Source organism: Geobacter sp. PheSNFMC (assembly GCF_059620965.1).
This window is the reverse complement of sequence record NZ_JCAMRN010000002.1, coordinates 73,307-93,666: the sequence shown is the minus strand read 5'-3', so window position 1 is coordinate 93,666 and position 20,360 is coordinate 73,307. Positions and strand designations below refer to the sequence as shown.

Below are 20,360 nucleotides of genomic sequence, written 5' to 3'. Positions count from 1 at the left end.
TAGGCGAGATATGGTTGTCTATGTGGCTTTACTATCGTAATTACTTTACTTCTACGTCACGTATGCCAGCGGGTCTCCAGGCAGGGGCGATAACGTGTGAGCAGTTGTCTTGTCCCAGCAGGGTGCCAAAGGTGACGGCAGTGTCTCCGAACCGGTCGTTAACCTGGTCCATGGCTTGCGAGAGGGTTGTGAGCCGCTGTTCTTCCGGGAAGAGGGGGAGCTGTTCCGAGGCATGTACAAGGTTGCTGATGGCCACGCCCAGGAGTCGTATTGGTTGCGTTAAGTGGAGTGTGTCGAGCAGTGCAGTGGCGGCTCGATAAATGTCGCTGCTTCGATTCAATGGGGAGGGGAGGGTTTCCTGGCGGCTGAACGTGGTGAAATCGGCATACCGTATTGTCAGGGTAACTGTTTTTCCTTTGGTTTTGTAGCGGCGCGCGCGGCGTCCAACCATCTCTGACAGCATAAGCAGGTACTTATGTATGTCTTCCTTGCTGGTGAGGTCGTGGTCCAGGGTTGTGCTGTGGCTGATGCTTTTCACTTCTTCTTCCGTTGTGGTCGGTATTACGGGGGAGTCGTCAATGCCCTGTCCCATCTGTGTGAGTCGTGCTCCCATGACACCGAAATGTCGGCTAAGTATCCCCGGGCTGAAGTGTCCCAGGTCGTTGCAGGTGGAAATGCCAAGGTATTTCAGTCGTTGTTCAGTGGATGGGCCTATTCCGCAGAGGCTGCGGATCGGGGTCGTTTTCATGAGTGAAGCCACGTTTTCGGGTGGGATGATGGTGAGGCCGTCAGGCTTTTGCATGTCAGAGGCGAGTTTTGCCAAAAGCTTGTTTGGAGCGATGCCGATGGAGCAGGTGAGGCCGAATCGGTCCAGGATGCGGGCTTTAATCTCGCGGGCAATCACGTCGGCGCTGCCGAAAAGTCGAAGCGAACCGCTCAGGTCGAGAAAGGCTTCGTCAATGGAAAAGACTTCCACAAGGGGGGTAAATTGCCCGAGCATTTCGAAGATCAGTTTTGAAATGCGGGTGTATTCCCGGTTGTTGCCGATAACGAGGATCAATTCCGGGCAGAGCCGTTTTGCCTCGTGAGTTGTCATGCCTGTCCTGACCCCGTGGGCGCGGGCCTCGTAGGATGCGGTGGTGATGATGGTGCGCGCGCCTGACCCGATAACCGCAACCGGCTTTCCCTGGAGGGATGGGTCTGCTTGTTGCTCGACAGAGGCAAAAAAGGCGTTCATGTCCAGATGGAGGATGGTTCGATGGGTGTTCATAGTTAAGTATCAGCGCACCTGCTTACCTATGTATTAATTGTGCCTGCTGTCAGCACATGCGCCGGTAAATACCTACTACCTTGCCGATTATCCATGCCTCCTGTCCCCCGCTCCGAACTATGATGGGGGCCATATTGGGATTTTCGGGCTGAAGCCGGATATGGTCCGCTCCCTGGTAGAAACGCTTGAGCGTTGCTTCGCCGTCGATCATGGCTACCACGATGTCGCGGTTCTCCGCTGTCTGCTGGGGGCGGACCAGGGCCAGGTCCCCTTCGATGATCGCGGCATTGATCATGGAGTCGCCCTTGATTCTGAGAAAAAAGGCGCCGCCTTTGACCAGGGACTGATCAATCGAGATGTGCTCCTCGATTTCCTCTGTGGCGATCTGGGGGACTCCGGCCCGCACAACCCCGATCACGGGTAACGAAACGGCAGGGGCGCGCCGTGCCCGCCCAGTCAGAGTTATGCCGCGCGAGTTCCCCGGTTCCCGCTGGAGGTAGCCTTTCCGGGCAAGAGCCTCCAGGTGCTTTGCAATGCCCAGTGTGCCGCTCACGTTCAGGTGGTGGGCTATTTCCCGAATGGTAGGAGGATAGCCGTAACGATCCACGTGGGAGGTTATGAACTCAAGCACGGTGCGCTGGCGGGGGGTAAGTGTTTCCATGGGGACGGCTCCCTTGTTGGTTGTCATATGTCAACCTAACATGAAAAAAACAAAGGTGTCAAGGATGGGAAACAGTGAGCGGGAATTGCCTTAGGATAGAGTCAGGCAACAGGGCAGGGGGAAGAGATTCGGGAAGGATGGTGTGTAATGGCGCGAATCGGGAGAAGCGGTGCGGGGCATCCCCCGTGCGCCCGGATTCAACGCACGGGGGTAACGATCGGTTATTCCTTGATAAAGACTGCCAGTTCCACGTGATCCCCCTCGGCCAGGCATGCGGGGAAGCACAGGCAGAGGTGATCGGCCGGCGGAACGATGCCGCCGGATGCCTCAACGATCCGGGGAGGCGCGATTTCGATTGATTTGCCGAGTTGAGCCGCCTTGGCGGCTATGTTGCCGCATACCACGTTGATGAATTCCATCACCGTGTCGTCCAGAACCTCCTTGGGCTCTTCGTCCACATTGGCTTCCTTGAGGATTGCCCTGGCGATTCTGGCCTGGGCATCCGTGGACACTCCCATCAGGTAGCACCCGGAGACGTCGCCGGAGAAATCCATGGCCGCGTAGACATCCTTCCTGGGCAGCCGATTCGCCACAAAGCACGGTTCGGGACGAAACGTGAGAAGCGCCACCCGGGTAAGCATCTTGCGGGAGAGGTCGACTACCATTTCCCAGATGTTCGGGTTTGCAAGGCCGGCCGGGATGCTTACCGTGTCAGTGGCGTACTGAGCCTGATCCACCTTGAATTCGTCCAGATAGCGGGGAAGGTCGTCGGCGGAAAGCCCGCCGACCTTGACCAGGGCTTCGCCGATGTAAAGGTGGCCGTTCTTTTGGCGGGTGAGCACCTGCTGCATCTGGTCGGCAGTGAGAAGCTCCAGCTTGACGGCCATGTCGCCGAAGCGCAGGTCTTCGCACCGCTGGGCGTTGTGGACTTTTTCGATGTCGGCTTCGGTCAGAAGCCCCATGGCCATGGCCGTGGCGCCGAAGCTCAGGTTTACCGATTCTTGCAATTCTATGGCCTGCAGGAGAACTTCCCGCGTTACCACTCCTTTTTCAACGAGAAACTGTCCGAAAAACTTGACCGCCATGTCCGGTCCTCCCTGCGAGATTGATGAATAAGGGGGGGCGAGCCGGGTTAGAGCTCGCGGAGGATCTTCAGTACATTGTCAGCCTCGAAGGGCTTGGAGATGACTGTCCGGGCGCCGAGCCGCAGGGCTTCGGTGAACTTGTCGCCGACTCCACCCAGGGAGGTGACCATCACCACCTTGATGTTCTTGTCAAGGGCCACCAGGGTTCGCAGGGCCGTGAGTCCATCCATGCCCGGCATGTTCATGTCCATGCAGATGATATCCGGGTGCTCGGTCTGGTGCATGCGGATGGCCTCCATGCCGTTCTTGCCGTGTCCGACCACCTGGAATTCGCCGCTTTCCGAAAGAATCTTGTCAAGCTGACGGGCCACCGAGATGCTGTCGTCCACAATGAGAACCTTTTTCATGCATTCCTCCTTCCTATGGTCACGCCGAACGCGTTTGATTTCTCCATACATAATTTCATATCGGCAGGTTGCCCGTTTCGTTTAGCAAAAAAACAGCCGGAGACGGGCTCCGGCTGTCATTGGCGGGTGACGGTGAGATTATGCCTGTTTAATTTAAGAGTTACCGAGGCGTCTTACCAGGATCGTTACTCGCCTTTCCGGCTTTCGATAAAGAAGAAAGGGGCGCGCCGTTTCATGTGGCGCGCCTCTTTATTGTGAGCAAGGGTAAGATTGGCATATCAGGTGTTGCATAATTTATGGGCAAAAGAAAAGGCCCATCAATCTAGTTGATGGGCCTTTGTTGTTGGTGCGGTAGAATGGACTCGAACCATCACGGGGTAACCCCCGCCAGCCCCTCAAGCTGGTGCGTCTACCAATTCCGCCACTACCGCAAACCTTTGTTTTTGTCTGAACCCTGATGGCATCAGGCTTCTTCGTCATCAGGGACCCACTTTGTAGCATTATCTCTGTGTGGGTGTCAACTGCTTTTTTCCGGAACCTCTATTTTGCCGGTGCTGCCGGTGTCGGCGTGGGGACCGCCGGTTGCGCGGGAGCTGGCTGGCTCTGTTGAGGCTGCGCCGGCGGCGCAGCCGGTTGGGGAGCCGGAGCCGACACACCCTTGGCAGGCATGATGGACGAGGTTTCCGCGCGGCCGGACAGGTACGCGAGGGTAAGGGATGTCAGCATGAAGATGACGGCTGCGGCAGTGGTGAGTTTGCTGAGGAAGGTTGTTCCTCCGCTGGCGCCGAAGACCGACTGGCTGCCGCCCGCACCGAACGATGCGCCCATTTCGGCTCCCTTGCCAGACTGGAGCAAAACGATGCCGATCAGCGCGAGACAGACGAGAATGTGAAGAAACGTCAAAAAGATCATCATAATGCCAACTCCACTGTATGTTAGTAACCTGAAATCCATACCACAGGTTAATTGAAATGCCAAGTCCTAACTTGGCGTTCTTTCGTGTTTACATACTGAATGAAGCAATGGCCGCAAAAGAGTCCGCCTTGAGGCTGGCCCCTCCCACCAGTGCGCCGTCGATATCGGGTTGGGTCATGAGCCCTTTGATGTTCTCGGGCTTCACGCTGCCTCCGTAAAGGATGCGAACCGCCTCTGCCGCCGGTTTGCCGAGAAGTTCGGACACTACGCCCCTGATGAAGGCGTGAGCTTCCTGGGCCTGGGCGTCCGTGGCGGTTTTTCCGGTGCCTATGGCCCATACCGGCTCATAGGCAATGATGACGTCTTTGAGGTCGCCGGCGGAAAGCCCGGCCAGTCCGCCGTTCAACTGTGCCCGCAGCACGTCGAACGTTGTGCCCGCCTCGCGCTCTACCAGGGATTCTCCGATGCAGGCAATGGCCGTGAGTCCTGCCTTGAGGGCGGCCTTGATCTTGCGATTCACGGTTTCATCGGTTTCGCCGAAATACTGGCGGCGCTCTGAATGGCCGATGATGACATGGCTGCATCCGGCATCCACGAGCATGCCCGGCGAAATCTCGCCGGTGTAAGCCCCTTCCTCTTCCCAGAAGCAGTCCTGGCCAGCGAGCTTGATGGCTGAGCCGTCCAGGGCGCCCTTTACGGCGGCCAGCACGGTAAAAACCGGAGCCACGATGATTTCGACCCCCTGCACATCCTTCACCAGCGGAGCAAGCCCATTGACCAGTTCACGGGCCTCGGCGCGCTTTTTGAACAGCTTCCAGTTTCCTGCAATGACGGGTGTTCTCATGGACGCTCCTCCTATTTTCCGTTTTCTTCGAGCACCTTGATGCCGGGGAGTTTCTTGCCTTCGAGGAGCTCAAGAAAGGCGCCGCCGCCGGTGGAGATGTAGCTGATCTTGGCATATTCACCGGCGCGGTGGACCGCCGAGTCGGTGTCGCCGCCGCCGACAATGGTAAGGGCGTAGGAGTTGGCCACGGCTGTCACCATGGCAAAGGTCCCGCGGGAAAAGGCATCCATCTCGAAAACCCCCATGGGGCCGTTCCAGATGATGGTCTTGGCGTTCTGGAGCGCCTCGGTGAAGAGGGCCACCGTGGCGGGACCGATATCAAGCGCCATCCACTCTTCGGGGATTTCCTGAATGGTGGTCACCTTGGTCTCGGCCTCGGGGTTGAACCGGTCGGCAGCCACGCAGTCAACGGGGAGATAGAACTTGATCCCCTTTTCTCGGGCTTTGGCGTAGGTCGAGCGGGCCGTTTCGATCAAATCCTCCTCCACCAGCGACTTGCCCACGTTGTAGCCGAGGGCCTTCAGGAAAGTGAATGCCATGCCTCCGCCGATGATGATTTTGTCCACCTTGTTGAGCAGGCTTTCGAGAACTTCCAGCTTGCCCGAAACCTTTGCCCCGCCCAGGATGGCGACCAGCGGGCGGATCGGCTTTTGCATTGCCTTTTCGAAGTAGTTCATTTCGTTCTTCATGAGAAATCCGGCCGCAACTACCGGAAAGAACGCTGTTATCGCTTCAACTGACGCATGGGCCCGGTGCGAGACGGCAAAGGCGTCGTTCACGTAGATCTCGCAGCCGTTGGCCAGTTCGCGGGCAAAGTTTTCGTCGTTTTTCTCCTCGCCCTCATAGAAGCGTACGTTTTCCAGCATGATGATGTCGCCGGATTTCATGGCGTCGATCATCTGCCGAACTTCGCTGCCGATGCAGTCGGGCGCCAGGAGTACCTCTTTACCCAGGAGCCGCGAGAGACGCTTTGCCGCCGGGGTCATGGAGTACTTGGGCTTGCGCTCCCCCTTGGGGCGTCCCAGGTGGGAAGCGAGAATCACTTTCGCGCCGGCATCGAGGGCGAAGTTGATGGTGGGGAGGACCGCCCTGATGCGCGTGTCTTCGGTGATATTCTGATGTTCGTCCAGGGGAACGTTGAAGTCGACCCTGATGAAGACCTTTTTGTCTTTAAGTTCAGGTATTTCGTCAATATAGCGGATTGCCATGGTTTCCTCCCGAGTAGATGGTTGTCAGTAATGCAGGGGGCAGGGGTGGTCTGACTGGCGGGCAAAAGAAAAGGGGGGATTGATCCCCCCCCTTGCGTGTATCCGGTTTACTTGGACGCGATGAGTTTCATCAGGTCCACGACCCGGTTGGAGAAACCGGTTTCGTTGTCATACCACGAAAGGACCTTTACCATGGTGCCGTCAATGACCTTGGTGCTCGGAGCGTCAACGATGGAGGAGTGAGTGGTGCCGTTGAAGTCGATGGAGACCAGGGGCTCTTCCTCGAATCTGAGGATTCCCTTGAGGCTTCCTTTGGCTGCTTTTTTGAGGGCTGCGTTCACTTTTTCGGCATCGGTCTTCTTCTTGAGGGTGACCACGAGGTCGACCACCGAGACGTTGGGGGTCGGGACGCGAATGGCCATGCCGTCAAGTTTGCCTTTCAGCTCCGGAAGAACGAGAGAGACCGCCTTGGCGGCGCCGGTGGTGGTCGGGATCATGGACATGGCCGCGGCCCGGGCGCGACGCAGGTCCTTGTGGGGAAGGTCGAGAATCTGCTGGTCGTTGGTGTAGGAGTGAACCGTGGTGACCAGTCCTTTTTCGATGCCGAAGGTTTCATGGAGAACCTTTGCCACGGGGGCGAGGCAGTTCGTGGTGCAGGAGGCGTTGGAAATGATGTTGTGCTTCTTAGGATCATAGGCGTCATGGTTGACCCCCATGACGATGGTGATGTCTTCGTTGGTGGCAGGAGCCGAGATGATGACTTTCTTGGCGCCGGCCTTCAGGTGGAGTTCGGCCTTTTCGCGCGCCGTGAACAGGCCCGTCGCTTCCAGGACCACGTCGATCTTCATCTTTTTCCACGGGAGAAGCTCGGGATTTCTCTCGGCTATGATGGTGATGGGCTTGCCATTCACGATGATTGCGCCGTCGCCTACCTCAACCTTGCCGGGGAACGGGCCATGGACCGAATCATATTTAAGAAGGTGAGCCAGGGTCTTGGCGTCGGTGAGGTCGTTGATGGCAACGATCTCAATACCCTTCTCCTTGGTAGCCGCGCGGAGCACGGAGCGTCCGATCCTGCCGAAACCGTTGATTGCAACCCTGAGAGCCATTGAAACCTCCTGTCGCGTGATGTGAGAGCTCGGCGAGCCTGTAGTATACAAACCCCGCAATCATATAGGGTTGCGGGCCGAGCGTCAACCGTTTTGTGCCGTCAGGGACGGTCTCACGCTGCATCGGGCGAGGCGCCGCATGTATAAAAATGATGAGAAGGTTATGAAAGTTGTGCTACTATAGGCCCGTCAAGAAGGAGCGTTTTCTCCGTCCTTGTTCATACGGTTCCATGAAAAATACCCTTGAAAAACGAATAATCCTTTTTTCATTCATCATCCTGTTTCTCACGATTGCCGCCAATTCCGGCATGGATGTCGTGGGGTTCAGGCGTGATTATATCCAGGCGCTGATCCTGCGATCGCAAAGCCTCGGGACCTCTTTGCGCGGGAGTATCGAGAAGGTTGTCGGCCTCGGCATCGACATCAGGGATATCGAGGGTCTGAGCGAAAAGTGTCGGGAGCTGGTCAACTCCAGCCCTGAAATCGCCTATTGCGTCATCACGGACAGTGAAAGTTCCGTTCTGTTTCTCAACGATCCCGTCTATCGTTCCCTACGCTTCGACATCATCAAGAAGGCTTTTACCACCCGGCTCGACCAGAGTATCCATTTGATCGGGGAAGATGGTGCCTATTACGATACGGTGACGCCGGTCCGTTCGTCGGATGGCAAGCAGGTGGCGCTCGTTCATATCGGTTTCTCGCAAAAGGTGGTTGATCAGAAGGTTGGAGGGATCATCCTCCGCTCCGTCATGGTGCTGGGGCTTTTTTTCCTGATCTCGTTTTCGCTGGTGGTCATTTTTGTCAAGAAGAGCATTGTGCAGCCCATTTCCGCCCTTTTGGGCGGGGTGAAAAAGATCAGGGAAGGGAACTTCGATCACCGGATCGACGAACTATCCGTGTATGAGTTCAACGAACTCGCCCGGAATGTGAACGTCATGTCCGAAGCCCTGGGAAACCGCGAGGAGGAGATCAAGCGCAATTACCAGGAACTTGAGAATATCCACAACGATCTCCATTCGTCGTACCTCAAGCTGGAAAGCCTGAGTCTCGAGCTGGAGAAGAGCGAAGAGTTGTACAAGTCTCTGCTGGAGGACGCCAGTGACGCCATCGTTGTCGTGGATGAGAACGAGATCGTCAAGATGGTTAACAAGATGGCGGAGGAATTTTTCGGCCACAGCTCAGAGGAGGTCGTCGGCTTGCCCCTGAGCAGAATGCTTGTCCTGGTCAAGACCCACAATATCCCCATTGTCTACAACTTTTTCCAGGAGGTGGGGAAGGGGAGGCATGTGGCAGAGGAGATCCGCTTCTCGCGGGTGGAGGGTGAACAGGTTGTGGGGCTCATCCACGCCAACACCGTTACCATCGGGTCCGAACGCCTCATTCAGGCAATCATCCGCGACGTAACCCGCGAACGTGAGATCCTTTTCAACCTGGAAAAAAGCGCCACCGACCTGGCCCGGCTCAACAAGATGAAGGACTCGTTCCTGGGGATAGCCTCCCACGAGCTCAAAACGCCGCTCACCGTGATCATGGGGTATGCGGAGCTGATCCTTTCCGACATGAGCGGCAAGGTTGACCGGAATGTGGTCGACATGGTGCAGAACATCTCCAATGCCGCTGCTCGGCTCGACAATATCGTCAAGGATATGGTCGATATCTCCATGATCGACGAAAGGCGGCTCCGGCTCAAGCTCGACGATGTCGATGTGAACCGGCTGATCGAAGACTCCATGAACGAGCTCCGCTTTTTCGTCTCCATGCGCAAGCAGAAATTGATCGGCGAACTGGATGAGACGGTCCCCCGGATCAAGGGAGACCCTGTGCGGCTCATGCAGCTCATGTCGAACGTCATCGGCAACGCCATCAAGTTTACCCCCGATGGCGGCCGGATCACCGTTTCCACCCGGACCAAGTACCTGCTCCGCTCCAAGCAGGCGCCGATTCCGGAACTGGCCAAGCCGGTGGTCAATATCGGCAAGGAACAGCACCTTTACGTTGAAATCACTATCACAGACACCGGCATCGGCATCGATATGGATGATCAGCTCCGAATATTCGACAAATTCTACGAGGTGGGAAATATCGAAGAGCACAGTTCGGGCAAGGTGGCATTCAAGGCGCGCGGCGCGGGGCTCGGGCTTTCCATTGCCAAGGGAATCGTCGAGATGCATGGCGGCGAGATATGGGTCGAGTCGCCCGGCTACAATCCCGAGCAATTTCCCGGCTCCACCTTCCATATCGTGCTGCCCCTGAATCCCATCACCGGAGATGGAAGCATCGATTACCTCAATCTGCTTGAGTGACCTTCGCGATCCTGACCGAAGCCGGCATCCGGCAACCGTTGATCGTTAGAAAATTTTTCCGCCTTTCGCCTTGAATCATCCCCCCTGTTTCCTGTATATAAGATAGGTTGAGCTGTCCGGTTGCCGGTAGACCGAAAGGCCATGAATGGAGGGTGTGTGAGGGTTTGTCTCCTCGCCAGCGGGAGCAAGGGCAATTCCCTGTTCATCGAGACCGGCGAGAGCAGGATTCTTGTTGATGCGGGCCTCTCGGCCCGGGAACTGGTCCGCAGGCTTGCTCTTGTCGGGGTTGAGGCCGATGATCTCGATGCGCTGTTCATCAGCCACGAGCACACGGACCATGTGCGGGGTGCCGGAGTTCTGGCCAGGAAGTACCGGATACCGGTTCACGTGAGCTATCCGACACACCGGGAGATCAGCGGTCAGCTCCATGGCGCCGATGTGATCGAGTTCGAGTCGGGCTATTCCTTCACGTTTCGGGATGTGCTCGTGGACCCGTTCCGGATCACCCATGACGCCTGCGATCCGGTGGGGTTCTCCATTGAAAGCAGGGAGGGAAAGGTCGGGGTCGCGACTGATCTGGGAACCGCAACCCGTCTCGTGACTGACAAGCTCGCGGGCTGCCGGACCTTGGTCGTGGAGTCGAATCACGACGAGGGGATGCTGATGGACGGGCCCTATCCCTGGCACCTGAAACAGCGGATCAAGTCCCGTCACGGACACCTATCCAACAACGATACAGCGGCCCTCCTGGCCGAGGTGATCAACCCCGGACTGGAGGGGCTTTTTCTTGCCCACCTCTCGGAGGTAAACAACGATCCCGTCATGGCCCGCCAGGTAACCGCCAGTTTCCTGGCCGGGCAGAACATCTGCTCCCCACGTCTCATTATGGGTGATCAGTATCGGCCCAGCGAGCTTTTGAATATCTGACAGGCTGCTGGCGTCGTTTTCTGCAGCCTGCCGACCGACCCGCACAGGATGGATGCTTCGTGTGTTCCGACTCCTGTCAGGGGCTGCACATACTTCATTGAACGAAAGGAAGGACCCGCCCGTGATCGAACGTTACAGCCGTCCCGAAATGGCCCGTATCTGGGAGCCGCGCAACCGCTACCAGAAGTGGCTCGACATCGAGATTTACGCCTGCGAGGCCCACGCCGGCCTGGGCAACGTGCCCCGCGACGCGGTGGAGCGCATCAAGGCAAAGGCTGACTTCGACGTGGACCGCATCGACGAGATCGAGCGGACCGTGAAGCACGACGTCATCGCCTTTCTCACCTCCGTTGCCGACTACATCGGAGATGATTCGCGCTTCGTCCACCTGGGACTCACGTCGTCGGACGTGCTCGACACATCGTTCGCCATGCTCCTGACCGAGGCATCCGATCTCATCATCGATGACATCAAACGCCTCATGGAGGTCATCAAGCGCCGCGCTTACGAACACAAGGATACGCCGATGATGGGGCGTTCCCACGGCATTCACGCCGAACCGGTCACCTTCGGCATCAAGATGGCCCTCTGGTACGACGAGATGAAGCGCAATCTCCGCCGGATGGAGGCTGCCCGGGAAACCGTTGCCTACGGCAAGATATCCGGCGCGGTCGGCACCTTTGCCAATATCGATCCGCAGGTGGAGGAATATGTCTGCGCCAAGGCAGGGCTCAAACCGGCTCCCTGCTCGACCCAGGTGATCCAGCGGGACCGCCACGCGGAGTTCTTCTCCACCCTGGCGATCATCGCCGCCTCCATCGAGAAGTTCGCCGTGGAGATCCGTCATCTCCAGCGAACCGAAGTGCTTGAGGCCGAGGAGTTTTTCAGCAAGGGGCAAAAGGGGTCGTCGGCCATGCCCCACAAGCGCAATCCCGTCCTTTCGGAGAACCTGACCGGCCTTGCACGGCTCATGCGGGGCTACGCGGTATCCGCCCTCGAAAACGTGCCCCTCTGGCACGAGCGGGATATCTCCCACTCGTCCGTCGAGCGGGTCATCGGCCCGGACGCCACCATCTGTCTCGATTTCATGCTCAACCGGGCCATCGGGCTCATCGACAATCTCGTGGTCTACCCCGAGAACATGATGCGGAACCTGAACCTCATGCGCGGCCTCATCTTCTCCCAACGGGTACTCCTTAAGCTGGCCACTGCCGGTGCGTCACGCGAGAAGGCCTATGAACTGGTCCAGCGCAATGCCATGAAGGTGTGGGAGCAGGGCAAGGATTTCCAGGAGGAGCTCCTGGCCGACAGTGAAGTGCGCGGTTTCCTCCCGGAGGATGAAGTCCGTGAGGCCTTTGACCTCAACTACCACCTGAAGCATGTGGACACCATCTTCACGAGGGTCTTCGGTGGCTGACATCATAGCGTTTCTCAGCAGCTTCTACCGGTTGGAGGCAGGGGATCATCTGCTGCTCTTCTGGCTGAAGGAAGCCCTCATCGCCCTGATCATCTTCAGTTTTTTCTGGGGGTTGTCTCTGCTTCTCCGGACTCTGCTTAGCAGATGGGTCCCCCGGTTCACCGCGTTCACGAGCACCGACCTGGACGACCGCATTCTGACGCGCGTGACGCCGCCTGCCTGTCTGCTGGTGGTGTTGGCCGGGCTCTACTATGCGGTCAAGTCGCTGCCGTTTCCGGAGAAGGCCCACGTGCTCAGTGCCGGGGCCATCTTTATCATTAACACCATCGTTGTGACCAATATTGCCTGGCGGGTCACAAACGAGCTGTTGGTGTGGTATGGAAGCCGGCTTGCCGAGCGTCACGGGGCCGGAGTGGACCGGCAGATCATCCCTCCCCTTGAAAAGCTCATTACCATTTTCCTCTCGGGCATCGCCCTGATGGTGGTGCTGCAGCACTTCAACTACGACATCATATCGGTGGTGACGGCACTGGGCATCGGCTCCCTTGCCATCGGTATGGCGGCAAAGGAAACGCTGGCAAACATGATCTCCGGTTTTACCCTCATGGTGGACCGTCCCTTCCGCATCGGCGACCGGATTCAGCTTGCCTCCGGCCAATGGGGTGACGTGGCCGATATCGGGTTGAGAACCACCAAGATCAAGACCGTGGACAATACGCTGCTCATCATTCCCAACTCGGAGCTTTGCAACACCACCATCATCAATCTGGCGTTTCCCGACGTCCGCGCCAAGGGGCGGATCAACATCGGCATTTCCTATGACAGCGACGTCGAACGGGCCAAGTCGCTGCTGGTGGAAACGGCTCTGGATGTCCCCGCGGTGCTGCGGGAGCCGGCGCCAGAGGCGTTTTTCGTGTCGTTCGGCGAAAGCGCCCTCAATATGTCGCTCTTCTTCTGGGTGAGTGAATACGGCTCTGTCTTCGCCACTGCCGATAAAATCAATGAACGGATCATCGCACGGTTCCGCGAGGAGGGGATCACCATTCCCTATCCGATACGGACGGTCATCATGGAAAAGGAACAGTAAATGGCGCAACGAATCGAAATCGCCCTGAAAGAGGGAGTTCGCGATGCCCGCGGCGAGCGGGTTCGGCGGGAGATCGAGCATTTTCTCCACCTGCCGGTGCGCGAGGTGCGCACCATCGACGTCTATACGGTGGATGCCGGCATTTCGCAGGAAGAGCTGGTGAAAGCCGCCTCGGAGCCGTTCAGCGACCCGGTCATCCAGACCTGGAGCCTGGACCGGCCTCTTGCCGACGGGTTCGACTACCTGGTGGAGGTCGGGTTCCGACCCGGCGTTACCGACAACGTGGGCCGCACGGCCCGGGAGGCCATCGAATACATCACCGGCCGTCCCTTTGCCGCAGGAGAGGGGGTCTACACCTCGGTGCAGTACCTGCTTTCCGGAGCCCTGTCGCGGACCGATGTGGAACGGATTGCCCGCGACCTCCTCTGCAACACGCTCATCCAGCGCTACATTGTCCTGGATCGGGCGGAATTCACCGCTTCCGGCGGGGTTGCAGTCGTTGTCCCCAAAGTGACGGGAGAAACCCGCGCCCAGGTTCGGGAGATCGACCTGAACGTTTCCGACGAGGAGCTGATGCGGATCAGCCGCGAAGGGGTTCTTGCCCTCACGCTCGACGAAATGAAGGTGATCCAGGGCCATTACCGCGACCCCGCCGTGATAGCGGAACGGGCCAAGGTCGGGCTTGCGGCCAGACCCACCGACGCGGAGCTGGAGGCCCTCGCCCAGACCTGGTCGGAGCACTGCAAGCACAAGATTTTCTCCGGTAACATCGAATATGTCGACGAAAACGGCAACCGCGAGGAGATCCGCTCCCTGTTCAAGACCTTTATTCAGGGAACCACCAGGAAGGTACGGGAGCAGCTCGGCGAGCGGGACTTCTGCCTTTCGGTCTTCAAGGACAATGCCGGGGTCATCCGCTGGAACGACGACTGGTCCCTGGTGTTCAAGGTGGAGACCCACAACTCTCCGTCGGCCCTGGACCCCTATGGCGGAGCGCTCACCGGCATCGTCGGCGTGAACCGCGACCCCTTCGGCACCGGCAAAGGGTCCAAACTCATCTTCAATACCGATGTCTTCTGCTTTGCATCGCCGTTCTACGACAAGCCCCTTCCGAGCCGGCTGCTGCACCCGCGCCGCATCTATGAGGGCGTCGTGGAAGGGGTGGAGCACGGTGGCAACAAGAGCGGCATCCCCACGGTGAATGGCTCCATCGTCTTTGACGACCGTTTCGCCGGCAAGCCCCTGGTCTTCTGCGGCACGGCAGGGCTCATGCCCGCCACCATCAACGGGGTCCCGGCCCACGAGAAGTTCATCCGTCCCGGCGATCTGATCGTCATGACCGGCGGTCGCATCGGCAAGGACGGCATCCACGGCGCCACCTTTTCATCCGAAGAGCTCCACGAAGGCTCTCCGGTGACGGCGGTGCAGATCGGCGACCCCATCACCCAGAAGCGGATGACCGATTTCCTCATCCGCGCGCGGGACAAGGGGCTCTACAACTTCATCACCGACAACGGCGCCGGCGGGCTTTCCTCGTCCATCGGCGAGATGTCGGGCGAGTGCGGCGGCTGCCGCATGGATCTGTCCAAGGCGCCTCTCAAGTATCCGGGGCTCGATCCCTGGGAAATCCTGATCTCGGAGGCCCAGGAGCGGATGAGCCTCGCGGTGCCGCCCGAGCACATCGACGAGTTCATGGCCATGGCCCGCCGTTTCGGCGTTGAGGCGACCATACTCGGCGAGTTCACCGATTCAGGCTATTTCCACATCATGTACGGGGACAGAACCGTCGCGTACCTTCCCATGGACTTCCTCCACGAAGGGCTTCCTCCCATGCAGATGCGGGGAGTATGGGAAGTGAAGCGTCACGAGGAGCCGGCGCCGGAGGTGAAGGAAGACTATGCTGCCGACCTGAAGCAACTGCTCGGTTCGCTCAATATCTGCTCCAAGGAGTCGGTGGTCCGGCGCTATGACCACGAGGTGCAGGGGGGGAGCGTGGTGAAGCCGTTCACGGGCGTTGCCAACGACGGCCCCTCGGATGCGGCGGTGATCCGGCCGGTGCTCGACTCCTTCGAGGGGGTCGTGGTGAGCCACGGCATCTGCCCGCGGTACAGCGACATTGATACCTACCACATGACCGCCAACGCCATTGACGAGGCCCTGCGCAACTATGTGGCCGTGGGCGGCTCCCTGGATCTGGTGGCGGGGCTCGACAACTTCTGCTGGTGCGACCCGGTCCAGTCCGACAAGACCCCTGACGGCGAGTACAAGATGGCCCAACTGGTTCGCTCCAACAAGGCCCTCTATGACTATTGCGTTGCCTTCGGCATCCCTCTCATCTCGGGCAAGGACTCCATGAAGAACGACTTCTGGGACGGCAACGTGAAGATATCCATCCCGCCGACCCTCCTGTTCTCGGTGATCGGCAAGATCGACGACATCCGCACTGCAGTCACCATGGATGCCAAGCGTCCGGGCGACATCGTCTACCTCCTGGGCAAGACCGGCTATGAACTGGGCGGCTCCGAGTACCTGGCCCTCAAGGGATACGTGGGCAACAGCGTGCCGCAGGTGAATACGGCCGAGGCGCTGCCGCGTTACCGTGCCTTGCACCGGGCCATCAGCCAAGGGCTGGTTGCTTCATGTCACGACCTTTCCGACGGCGGCCTCGCCGTGGCCCTGGCCGAAACGGCCTTTGCCGGCGGATTCGGCATTGCCGCCGAACTGGCACGGGTCCTCTGGAGCGGCGATGAATCCCGGAAGAGCGACGCAGCTCTCCTGTTCTCCGAGTCTGCGTCGCGGCACTTGGTCACGGTTCGTCCCGAAAACCGGGATGCCTTCGAGTCGGTCATGGCAGGGAACTGCTTCTCCTCCATCGGAGTGGTGACGGAAGAGGGTAGGGTGACCATTGCCGGTCTTTCGGGCACCGGGGTCATCGACGCGGGGATCGACGAACTCAAGCAAGCGTGGCAGAGCCCGCTGAGGGAGCTGTAATCAATGGCAAAGGCACGAGCGATAGTCATTACCGGCAACGGCACAAACTGCGAAATGGAAGCGGCCCACGCCTGCCGCCTCGGCGGCTTCGACGAAACCGTCATCGCCCACATTTCCGATATTCTCACCGGCGAGGTCCGGCTCGACGAGTTCCATTTCCTCAATCTCACCGGCGGGTTCCTGGATGGGGACGACCTGGGGAGCGCCAAGGCCCAGGCAAACCGCTTCAGATATGCCCGGATCAACGACCTGAAAGAACACCTGATCGACCAGATCATGCGTTTCATTGATGCGGGCAAGCTGATCCTCGGCGTCTGCAACGGGTTCCAGCTCATGACCAAGATGGGACTGCTGCCTGCCATTGACGGCGCCTATCTGACCCAGACGGCAACTCTCACCTTCAATGACTGCGGCAGATTCCAGGATCGCTGGGTCTACCTGAAAGTCGACCCGGCATCGCCGTCGATCTACACGAGGGGAGTGGACAGGGGGCTCTATCTGCCAATCCGCCACGGCGAAGGCAAGTTCGTTGTGGACGGCCCGGCAACCCTTGCCGCCATCGAAGGGAAGCACCTGGCGGTCTTCACCTATTCAGACGCGACATATTCGGCACCCACCATGGAGTTTCCGCTGAACCCCAACGGGTCGGTCAATGCCATCGCTGCGGTCTGCAACGAATCCGGCCGGCTCATGGGGATGATGCCTCATCCCGAGGCGTTCCTTCACCGGACCAATCATCCCCGCTGGACCCGCGAAGAACTTCCCGAAGAGGGGGATGGACTTGTCCTGTTCCGCAACGCGGCCGCCTACGTCAAGGCAAACCTGCTGTAGGGGCGGGTGTCCGCCAAACCATTTTGGAGAGATGATGAAGCTCTACAGACCAACGGAAGAGTGCGGCATTTTCGGTATCCACGGCCATCCCGAGGCGGCCAACCTGACTTATCTGGGGCTCTATGCCCTGCAGCACCGGGGGCAGGAGGCCTGCGGCATTGTTTCCTCGGACGGTCGCAGTCTCTATACCCACCGGAGCATGGGGCTCGTGGCGGATGTCTTCGGCAACCAGGAGATCTTCGGCAATCTCCCCGGCGAATCCGCCATCGGGCATGTGCGCTACTCCACCACCGGGGACTCGGTCCTCAAGAACGTACAACCCATCAAGGTCGACTACTCCCGGGGTTCCATTGCCGTTGCCCACAACGGTAACCTGGTGAACGCCCAATACATCAAGGACGAGTTGGAGGCCTGGGGTTCCATTTTCCAGACCACCATGGACACGGAGGTGATTCTCCACCTGCTGGCCACCTCCAAGCATAGTTCCCTGGAGGATCGGATCATCGATACCCTCGGCCGGATCAAGGGTGCCTACTGTCTTCTGTTTCTCACTGAGACCCGCATGGTGGCGGCCCGCGATCCACATGGCTTCCGCCCCCTTTGTCTCGGCAGGCTCGGCGATGCCTGGGTGGTTGCGTCCGAGAGCTGTGCCCTTGACCTGATCGAGGCCGAGTTTGTCCGTGAAATCGAGCCGGGCGAGATCGTGGTCATTACCAAGGACGGGCTCACCTCCCATTTCCCCCACAAGAAGATCGAGCCGGCACCCTGCATCTTCGAGTTCGTCTACTTTGCCCGCCCCGATTCCTACATCTTCGGCAAGAACGTCTACCAGGTCCGCAAGGAGTTCGGGCGCCAGCTCTGTCGCGAGCACGGCATCGATGCCGATATCGTTATCCCGGTTCCCGATTCGGGGGTCCCCGCGGCCCTGGGCTATGCCCAGGAGGCGGGCCTTCCCTTCGAGTTGGGGTTGATCCGCAACCACTACGTGGGGCGCACCTTCATCGAGCCACAGCAGTCGATCCGGCACTTCGGCGTGAAGATCAAGCTCAACCCGGTGCGGGAGGTGCTCAAGGGAAAGCGGGTGGTGGTCATCGATGATTCCATCGTCCGCGGCACCACTTCCCGCAAGATCGTGAAAATGGTACGCAATGCCGGCGCATCCGAGGTTCACGTTCGCATCTCATCACCTCCCACGAGCTATCCCTGCTACTACGGCATCGACACCCCCACCCGCAAAGAACTCATCTCCTCGTCACACACCATCGAGGAAATCCGCAAGTACATAACCGCCGATTCGCTGGGCTACCTTTCGGAGGAAGGGCTGCTCCAGGCCGTGGGCGCCGGCAGCAACCCCTTCTGCAAGGCCTGTTTCTCCGGCGGCTACCCGATTACATTTCCGCGCCTCATGGCCGAACCCCAACTGGACCTTTTCTGAAAGGAGTGAACCGACCAATGACCGACAAGGAACGACTGAAGCAGATCATTCTGGAGCTGTCCTACGAGAAGCGGAGGGTAATTCTCGCCTCGGGCCGCGAAAGCGACTTCTATTTCGACGGCAAGCAGACCACCCTCCATGCCGAAGGGGGACTGCTGGTGGGCAAGCTTTTCTATGAGACCATCAAGGATGTGCAAGGGGTCCAGGGGGTAGGGGGGATCACCCTCGGCGCCGACCCCATTGCCACGGCAACCTCCATTGCCGCATTTCTGGACGGTCGCCCCATGCACGCGTTCATTATCCGCAAAGAACCCAAGGGGCACGGCACGGGCCAGTGGCTTGAAGGACGCAAGAACCTCCCTCCTGGATCAAAGGTGGTCATTGTCGAAGACGTGGTTACCACTGGCGGTTCCTCCATGAAGGCGGTCAAGCGGGCTGAAGAGGAAGGGCTCCAGGTGCTCTGCATCGTTTCCCTGGTTGACCGCGAGGAGGGGGGCCGCGAGAATATCGAGCAGGAAGGGTACGAGCTCCGGACCATCTTTACCAAGTCCGAACTGCTGGCCTGACAAGGGCCGGAGGCTTCGAAAGCATGAGGAGAAGGCAGGCGGGTGCGCTCCCGCCTGCCTTTTTAATGGAACCATGGAAGAAATTCTCGACCACTACGGCAGCCTGCTCTCCCGCATCGACGACTGGTTCCGCGCCTGCCTCGGCAGTTCGGGCGACCGCATCCGCTGTGCCGACGGCTGTTCGGACTGCTGCCGGGGGCTCTTCGACATAACGCTCCTGGACGCGGCCTTTCTGCGCCGGGGCTTTGACCGGCTCGACCCGGAGGTGCGCGGGCAGGTCCTTGACCGATGCCGGGAGCGTATCGCAGGACTCGGACTGGTGTGGCCCGAATTCGATCAGCCCTTCATCCTCAACATGCGCCCCGAGGATGAGTGGGAAGCGCTCATGCCAGATGACGACGAGACTCCCTGTCCGCTTCTGGATCAACGTGGCCGCTGTCTCGTCTACGGGTATCGCCCCATGACCTGCCGCCTGCACGGGCTTCCCCTTATCGATGTGTCGGGCGAGATCATGCACGATGAGTGGTGCACCCTCAACTACATGGATGCCGACCCTCTGGCCGATCCAGCCCTGCGTGGCGATTTCAACCGGATATTCACCGAGGAAGTCCGGCTCATCCGGACCTTTGCAGGCCGCCTTCTCGGCCATCCCCTGAGCGAAGTGGACACCTTCATCCCGACCGCCCTTGTCATTGCGTTCGACAGCATTGATTGGCTCTCCTGGGGCAACCGCCTCGCCGCATTGTCTCTCCCCGACGCTGGCAGTAAATAACTTTCGCTGAGGCACATTTTCTTTTTGACAGCTTCGATGAGCTCTGGTATAAAAAAGACAAATTTGGTCTTTTAGGGATTGTTATGATGGAACTAACCCGAAAGGGTGAATACGCAATTCGCGGCGTCATCTATCTTGCCCAGATTCCACCGGGCAGGGTGGCGCTCATCAGCGAGATCGCCGAGGCAACGGACGTCCCCCAGACGTTTCTCGCCAAGATTCTGCAGAGTTTTGCCAAAATCGGCATTGTAAAATCATTCCGGGGTGCCGGGGGCGGGTTTATTCTCGGGCGTCACCCGTCGCACATTACCCTGCGCGAAGTGGTGGAGGCGGTGGAAGGACCCATCATGCCCAACCGTTGCCTCCTGGGGAGCGGCACCTGCGAGCGGGATAACATCTGCGGCGTTCACCCCGTATGGCGGAAGGTGCAGCAACGAGTCGCCGAAACCCTTGATGCGGTGACCCTCGAAGAACTGGCCGCCACAACGAAACTCTGAAAATTTTTTTGCCCGTATACAGGATAAAATTAGTC

The 20,360-nt window shown here is 58.8% G+C and carries 18 protein-coding genes and 1 tRNA gene; 10 read left to right on the top strand and 9 right to left on the bottom strand.

Annotated features, from left to right (window positions below):
• Positions 1 to 40 precede the first annotated feature (40 nt).
• The 9 genes from dinB to gap form a co-directional block, all read right to left on the bottom strand.
• Positions 41 to 1,270 (bottom strand): DNA polymerase IV, encoded by a 1,230-nt coding sequence (dinB, locus tag AC6CDK_RS00950; RefSeq protein ID WP_039644927.1) that lies wholly within the window; start codon positions 1,268 to 1,270, stop codon positions 41 to 43.
• A 49-nt stretch (positions 1,271 to 1,319) separates the two neighbouring features.
• A complete protein-coding gene (gene lexA, locus AC6CDK_RS00945) occupies positions 1,320 to 1,931 on the bottom strand; it encodes a transcriptional repressor LexA (RefSeq protein ID WP_192905120.1) in 612 nt (203 codons plus the stop codon).
• Positions 1,932 to 2,152: 221 nt separating this feature from the next.
• Positions 2,153 to 3,016, bottom strand: a complete 864-nt coding sequence (locus tag AC6CDK_RS00940; protein ID WP_039644925.1) for a chemotaxis protein CheX — start codon at positions 3,014 to 3,016, stop codon at positions 2,153 to 2,155.
• Positions 3,017 to 3,063: 47 nt separating this feature from the next.
• Positions 3,064 to 3,423: a response regulator gene (locus AC6CDK_RS00935; protein ID WP_010942264.1), complete on the bottom strand. Its 360-nt coding sequence runs from the start codon at positions 3,421 to 3,423 to the stop codon at positions 3,064 to 3,066.
• 344 nt (positions 3,424 to 3,767) lie between these two features.
• Positions 3,768 to 3,854 (bottom strand) — tRNA-Leu (locus tag AC6CDK_RS00930).
• A 109-nt stretch (positions 3,855 to 3,963) separates the two neighbouring features.
• Positions 3,964 to 4,338 carry a preprotein translocase subunit SecG gene (secG, locus tag AC6CDK_RS00925; protein ID WP_039644924.1) on the bottom strand — a complete coding sequence of 125 codons (375 nt, stop codon included), beginning with the start codon at positions 4,336 to 4,338 and terminating at the stop codon, positions 3,964 to 3,966.
• Positions 4,339 to 4,426: 88 nt separating this feature from the next.
• Positions 4,427 to 5,182 carry a triose-phosphate isomerase gene (gene tpiA, locus AC6CDK_RS00920; protein ID WP_039644923.1) on the bottom strand — a complete coding sequence of 252 codons (756 nt, stop codon included), beginning with the start codon at positions 5,180 to 5,182 and terminating at the stop codon, positions 4,427 to 4,429.
• Positions 5,183 to 5,193: 11 nt separating this feature from the next.
• Positions 5,194 to 6,390 (bottom strand): phosphoglycerate kinase, encoded by a 1,197-nt coding sequence (pgk, locus tag AC6CDK_RS00915; protein ID WP_039644922.1) that lies wholly within the window; start codon positions 6,388 to 6,390, stop codon positions 5,194 to 5,196.
• Positions 6,391 to 6,497: 107 nt separating this feature from the next.
• Entirely contained in the window at positions 6,498 to 7,499 is a 1,002-nt protein-coding gene (gene gap / locus AC6CDK_RS00910; RefSeq protein ID WP_039644921.1) for a type I glyceraldehyde-3-phosphate dehydrogenase, read from the bottom strand.
• A 230-nt stretch (positions 7,500 to 7,729) separates the two neighbouring features.
• On the opposite strand from gap, the gene AC6CDK_RS00905 reads away from it, so the two are divergent.
• The 10 genes from AC6CDK_RS00905 to AC6CDK_RS00860 all read left to right on the top strand — a co-directional run bounded on the left by AC6CDK_RS00905 (position 7,730) and on the right by AC6CDK_RS00860 (position 20,325).
• Positions 7,730 to 9,802: an ATP-binding protein gene (locus AC6CDK_RS00905; RefSeq protein WP_039644920.1), complete on the top strand. Its 2,073-nt coding sequence runs from the start codon at positions 7,730 to 7,732 to the stop codon at positions 9,800 to 9,802.
• A gap of 156 nt (positions 9,803 to 9,958) precedes the next feature.
• On the top strand, positions 9,959 to 10,729 hold the full coding sequence (locus AC6CDK_RS00900) for an MBL fold metallo-hydrolase (protein WP_192905119.1): 771 nt from the start codon (positions 9,959 to 9,961) through the stop codon (positions 10,727 to 10,729).
• Between the two features lie 121 nt (positions 10,730 to 10,850).
• Positions 10,851 to 12,146, top strand: coding sequence for an adenylosuccinate lyase (purB, locus tag AC6CDK_RS00895; RefSeq protein WP_039644917.1), 1,296 nt, complete (start codon positions 10,851 to 10,853; stop codon positions 12,144 to 12,146).
• Positions 12,139 to 13,233 (top strand): mechanosensitive ion channel family protein, encoded by a 1,095-nt coding sequence (locus tag AC6CDK_RS00890; RefSeq protein WP_039644916.1) that lies wholly within the window; start codon positions 12,139 to 12,141, stop codon positions 13,231 to 13,233. The genes purB and AC6CDK_RS00890 overlap by 8 nt, the downstream gene beginning before the upstream one ends.
• Positions 13,234 to 16,224 (top strand): phosphoribosylformylglycinamidine synthase subunit PurS, encoded by a 2,991-nt coding sequence (locus AC6CDK_RS00885; RefSeq protein ID WP_192905118.1) that lies wholly within the window; start codon positions 13,234 to 13,236, stop codon positions 16,222 to 16,224. It abuts the gene before it with no gap.
• Between the two features lie 3 nt (positions 16,225 to 16,227).
• Entirely contained in the window at positions 16,228 to 17,055 is an 828-nt protein-coding gene (locus AC6CDK_RS00880) for a phosphoribosylformylglycinamidine synthase subunit PurQ (RefSeq protein WP_039644914.1), read from the top strand.
• A gap of 34 nt (positions 17,056 to 17,089) precedes the next feature.
• On the top strand, positions 17,090 to 18,490 hold the full coding sequence (gene purF / locus AC6CDK_RS00875) for an amidophosphoribosyltransferase (protein ID WP_039644913.1): 1,401 nt from the start codon (positions 17,090 to 17,092) through the stop codon (positions 18,488 to 18,490).
• A 17-nt stretch (positions 18,491 to 18,507) separates the two neighbouring features.
• Entirely contained in the window at positions 18,508 to 19,056 is a 549-nt protein-coding gene (gene pyrE / locus AC6CDK_RS00870) for an orotate phosphoribosyltransferase (RefSeq protein WP_066357462.1), read from the top strand.
• A gap of 73 nt (positions 19,057 to 19,129) precedes the next feature.
• Complete coding sequence (locus AC6CDK_RS00865; RefSeq protein WP_039644911.1) at positions 19,130 to 19,828, top strand: YkgJ family cysteine cluster protein; 699 nt, start codon at positions 19,130 to 19,132, stop codon at positions 19,826 to 19,828.
• Between the two features lie 83 nt (positions 19,829 to 19,911).
• The gene (locus AC6CDK_RS00860; RefSeq protein ID WP_039644910.1) at positions 19,912 to 20,325 is read left to right on the top strand and encodes an RrF2 family transcriptional regulator; all 414 of its coding nucleotides are present in this window, start codon (positions 19,912 to 19,914) and stop codon (positions 20,323 to 20,325) included.
• The last annotated feature ends 35 nt before the right edge of the window (positions 20,326 to 20,360 follow it).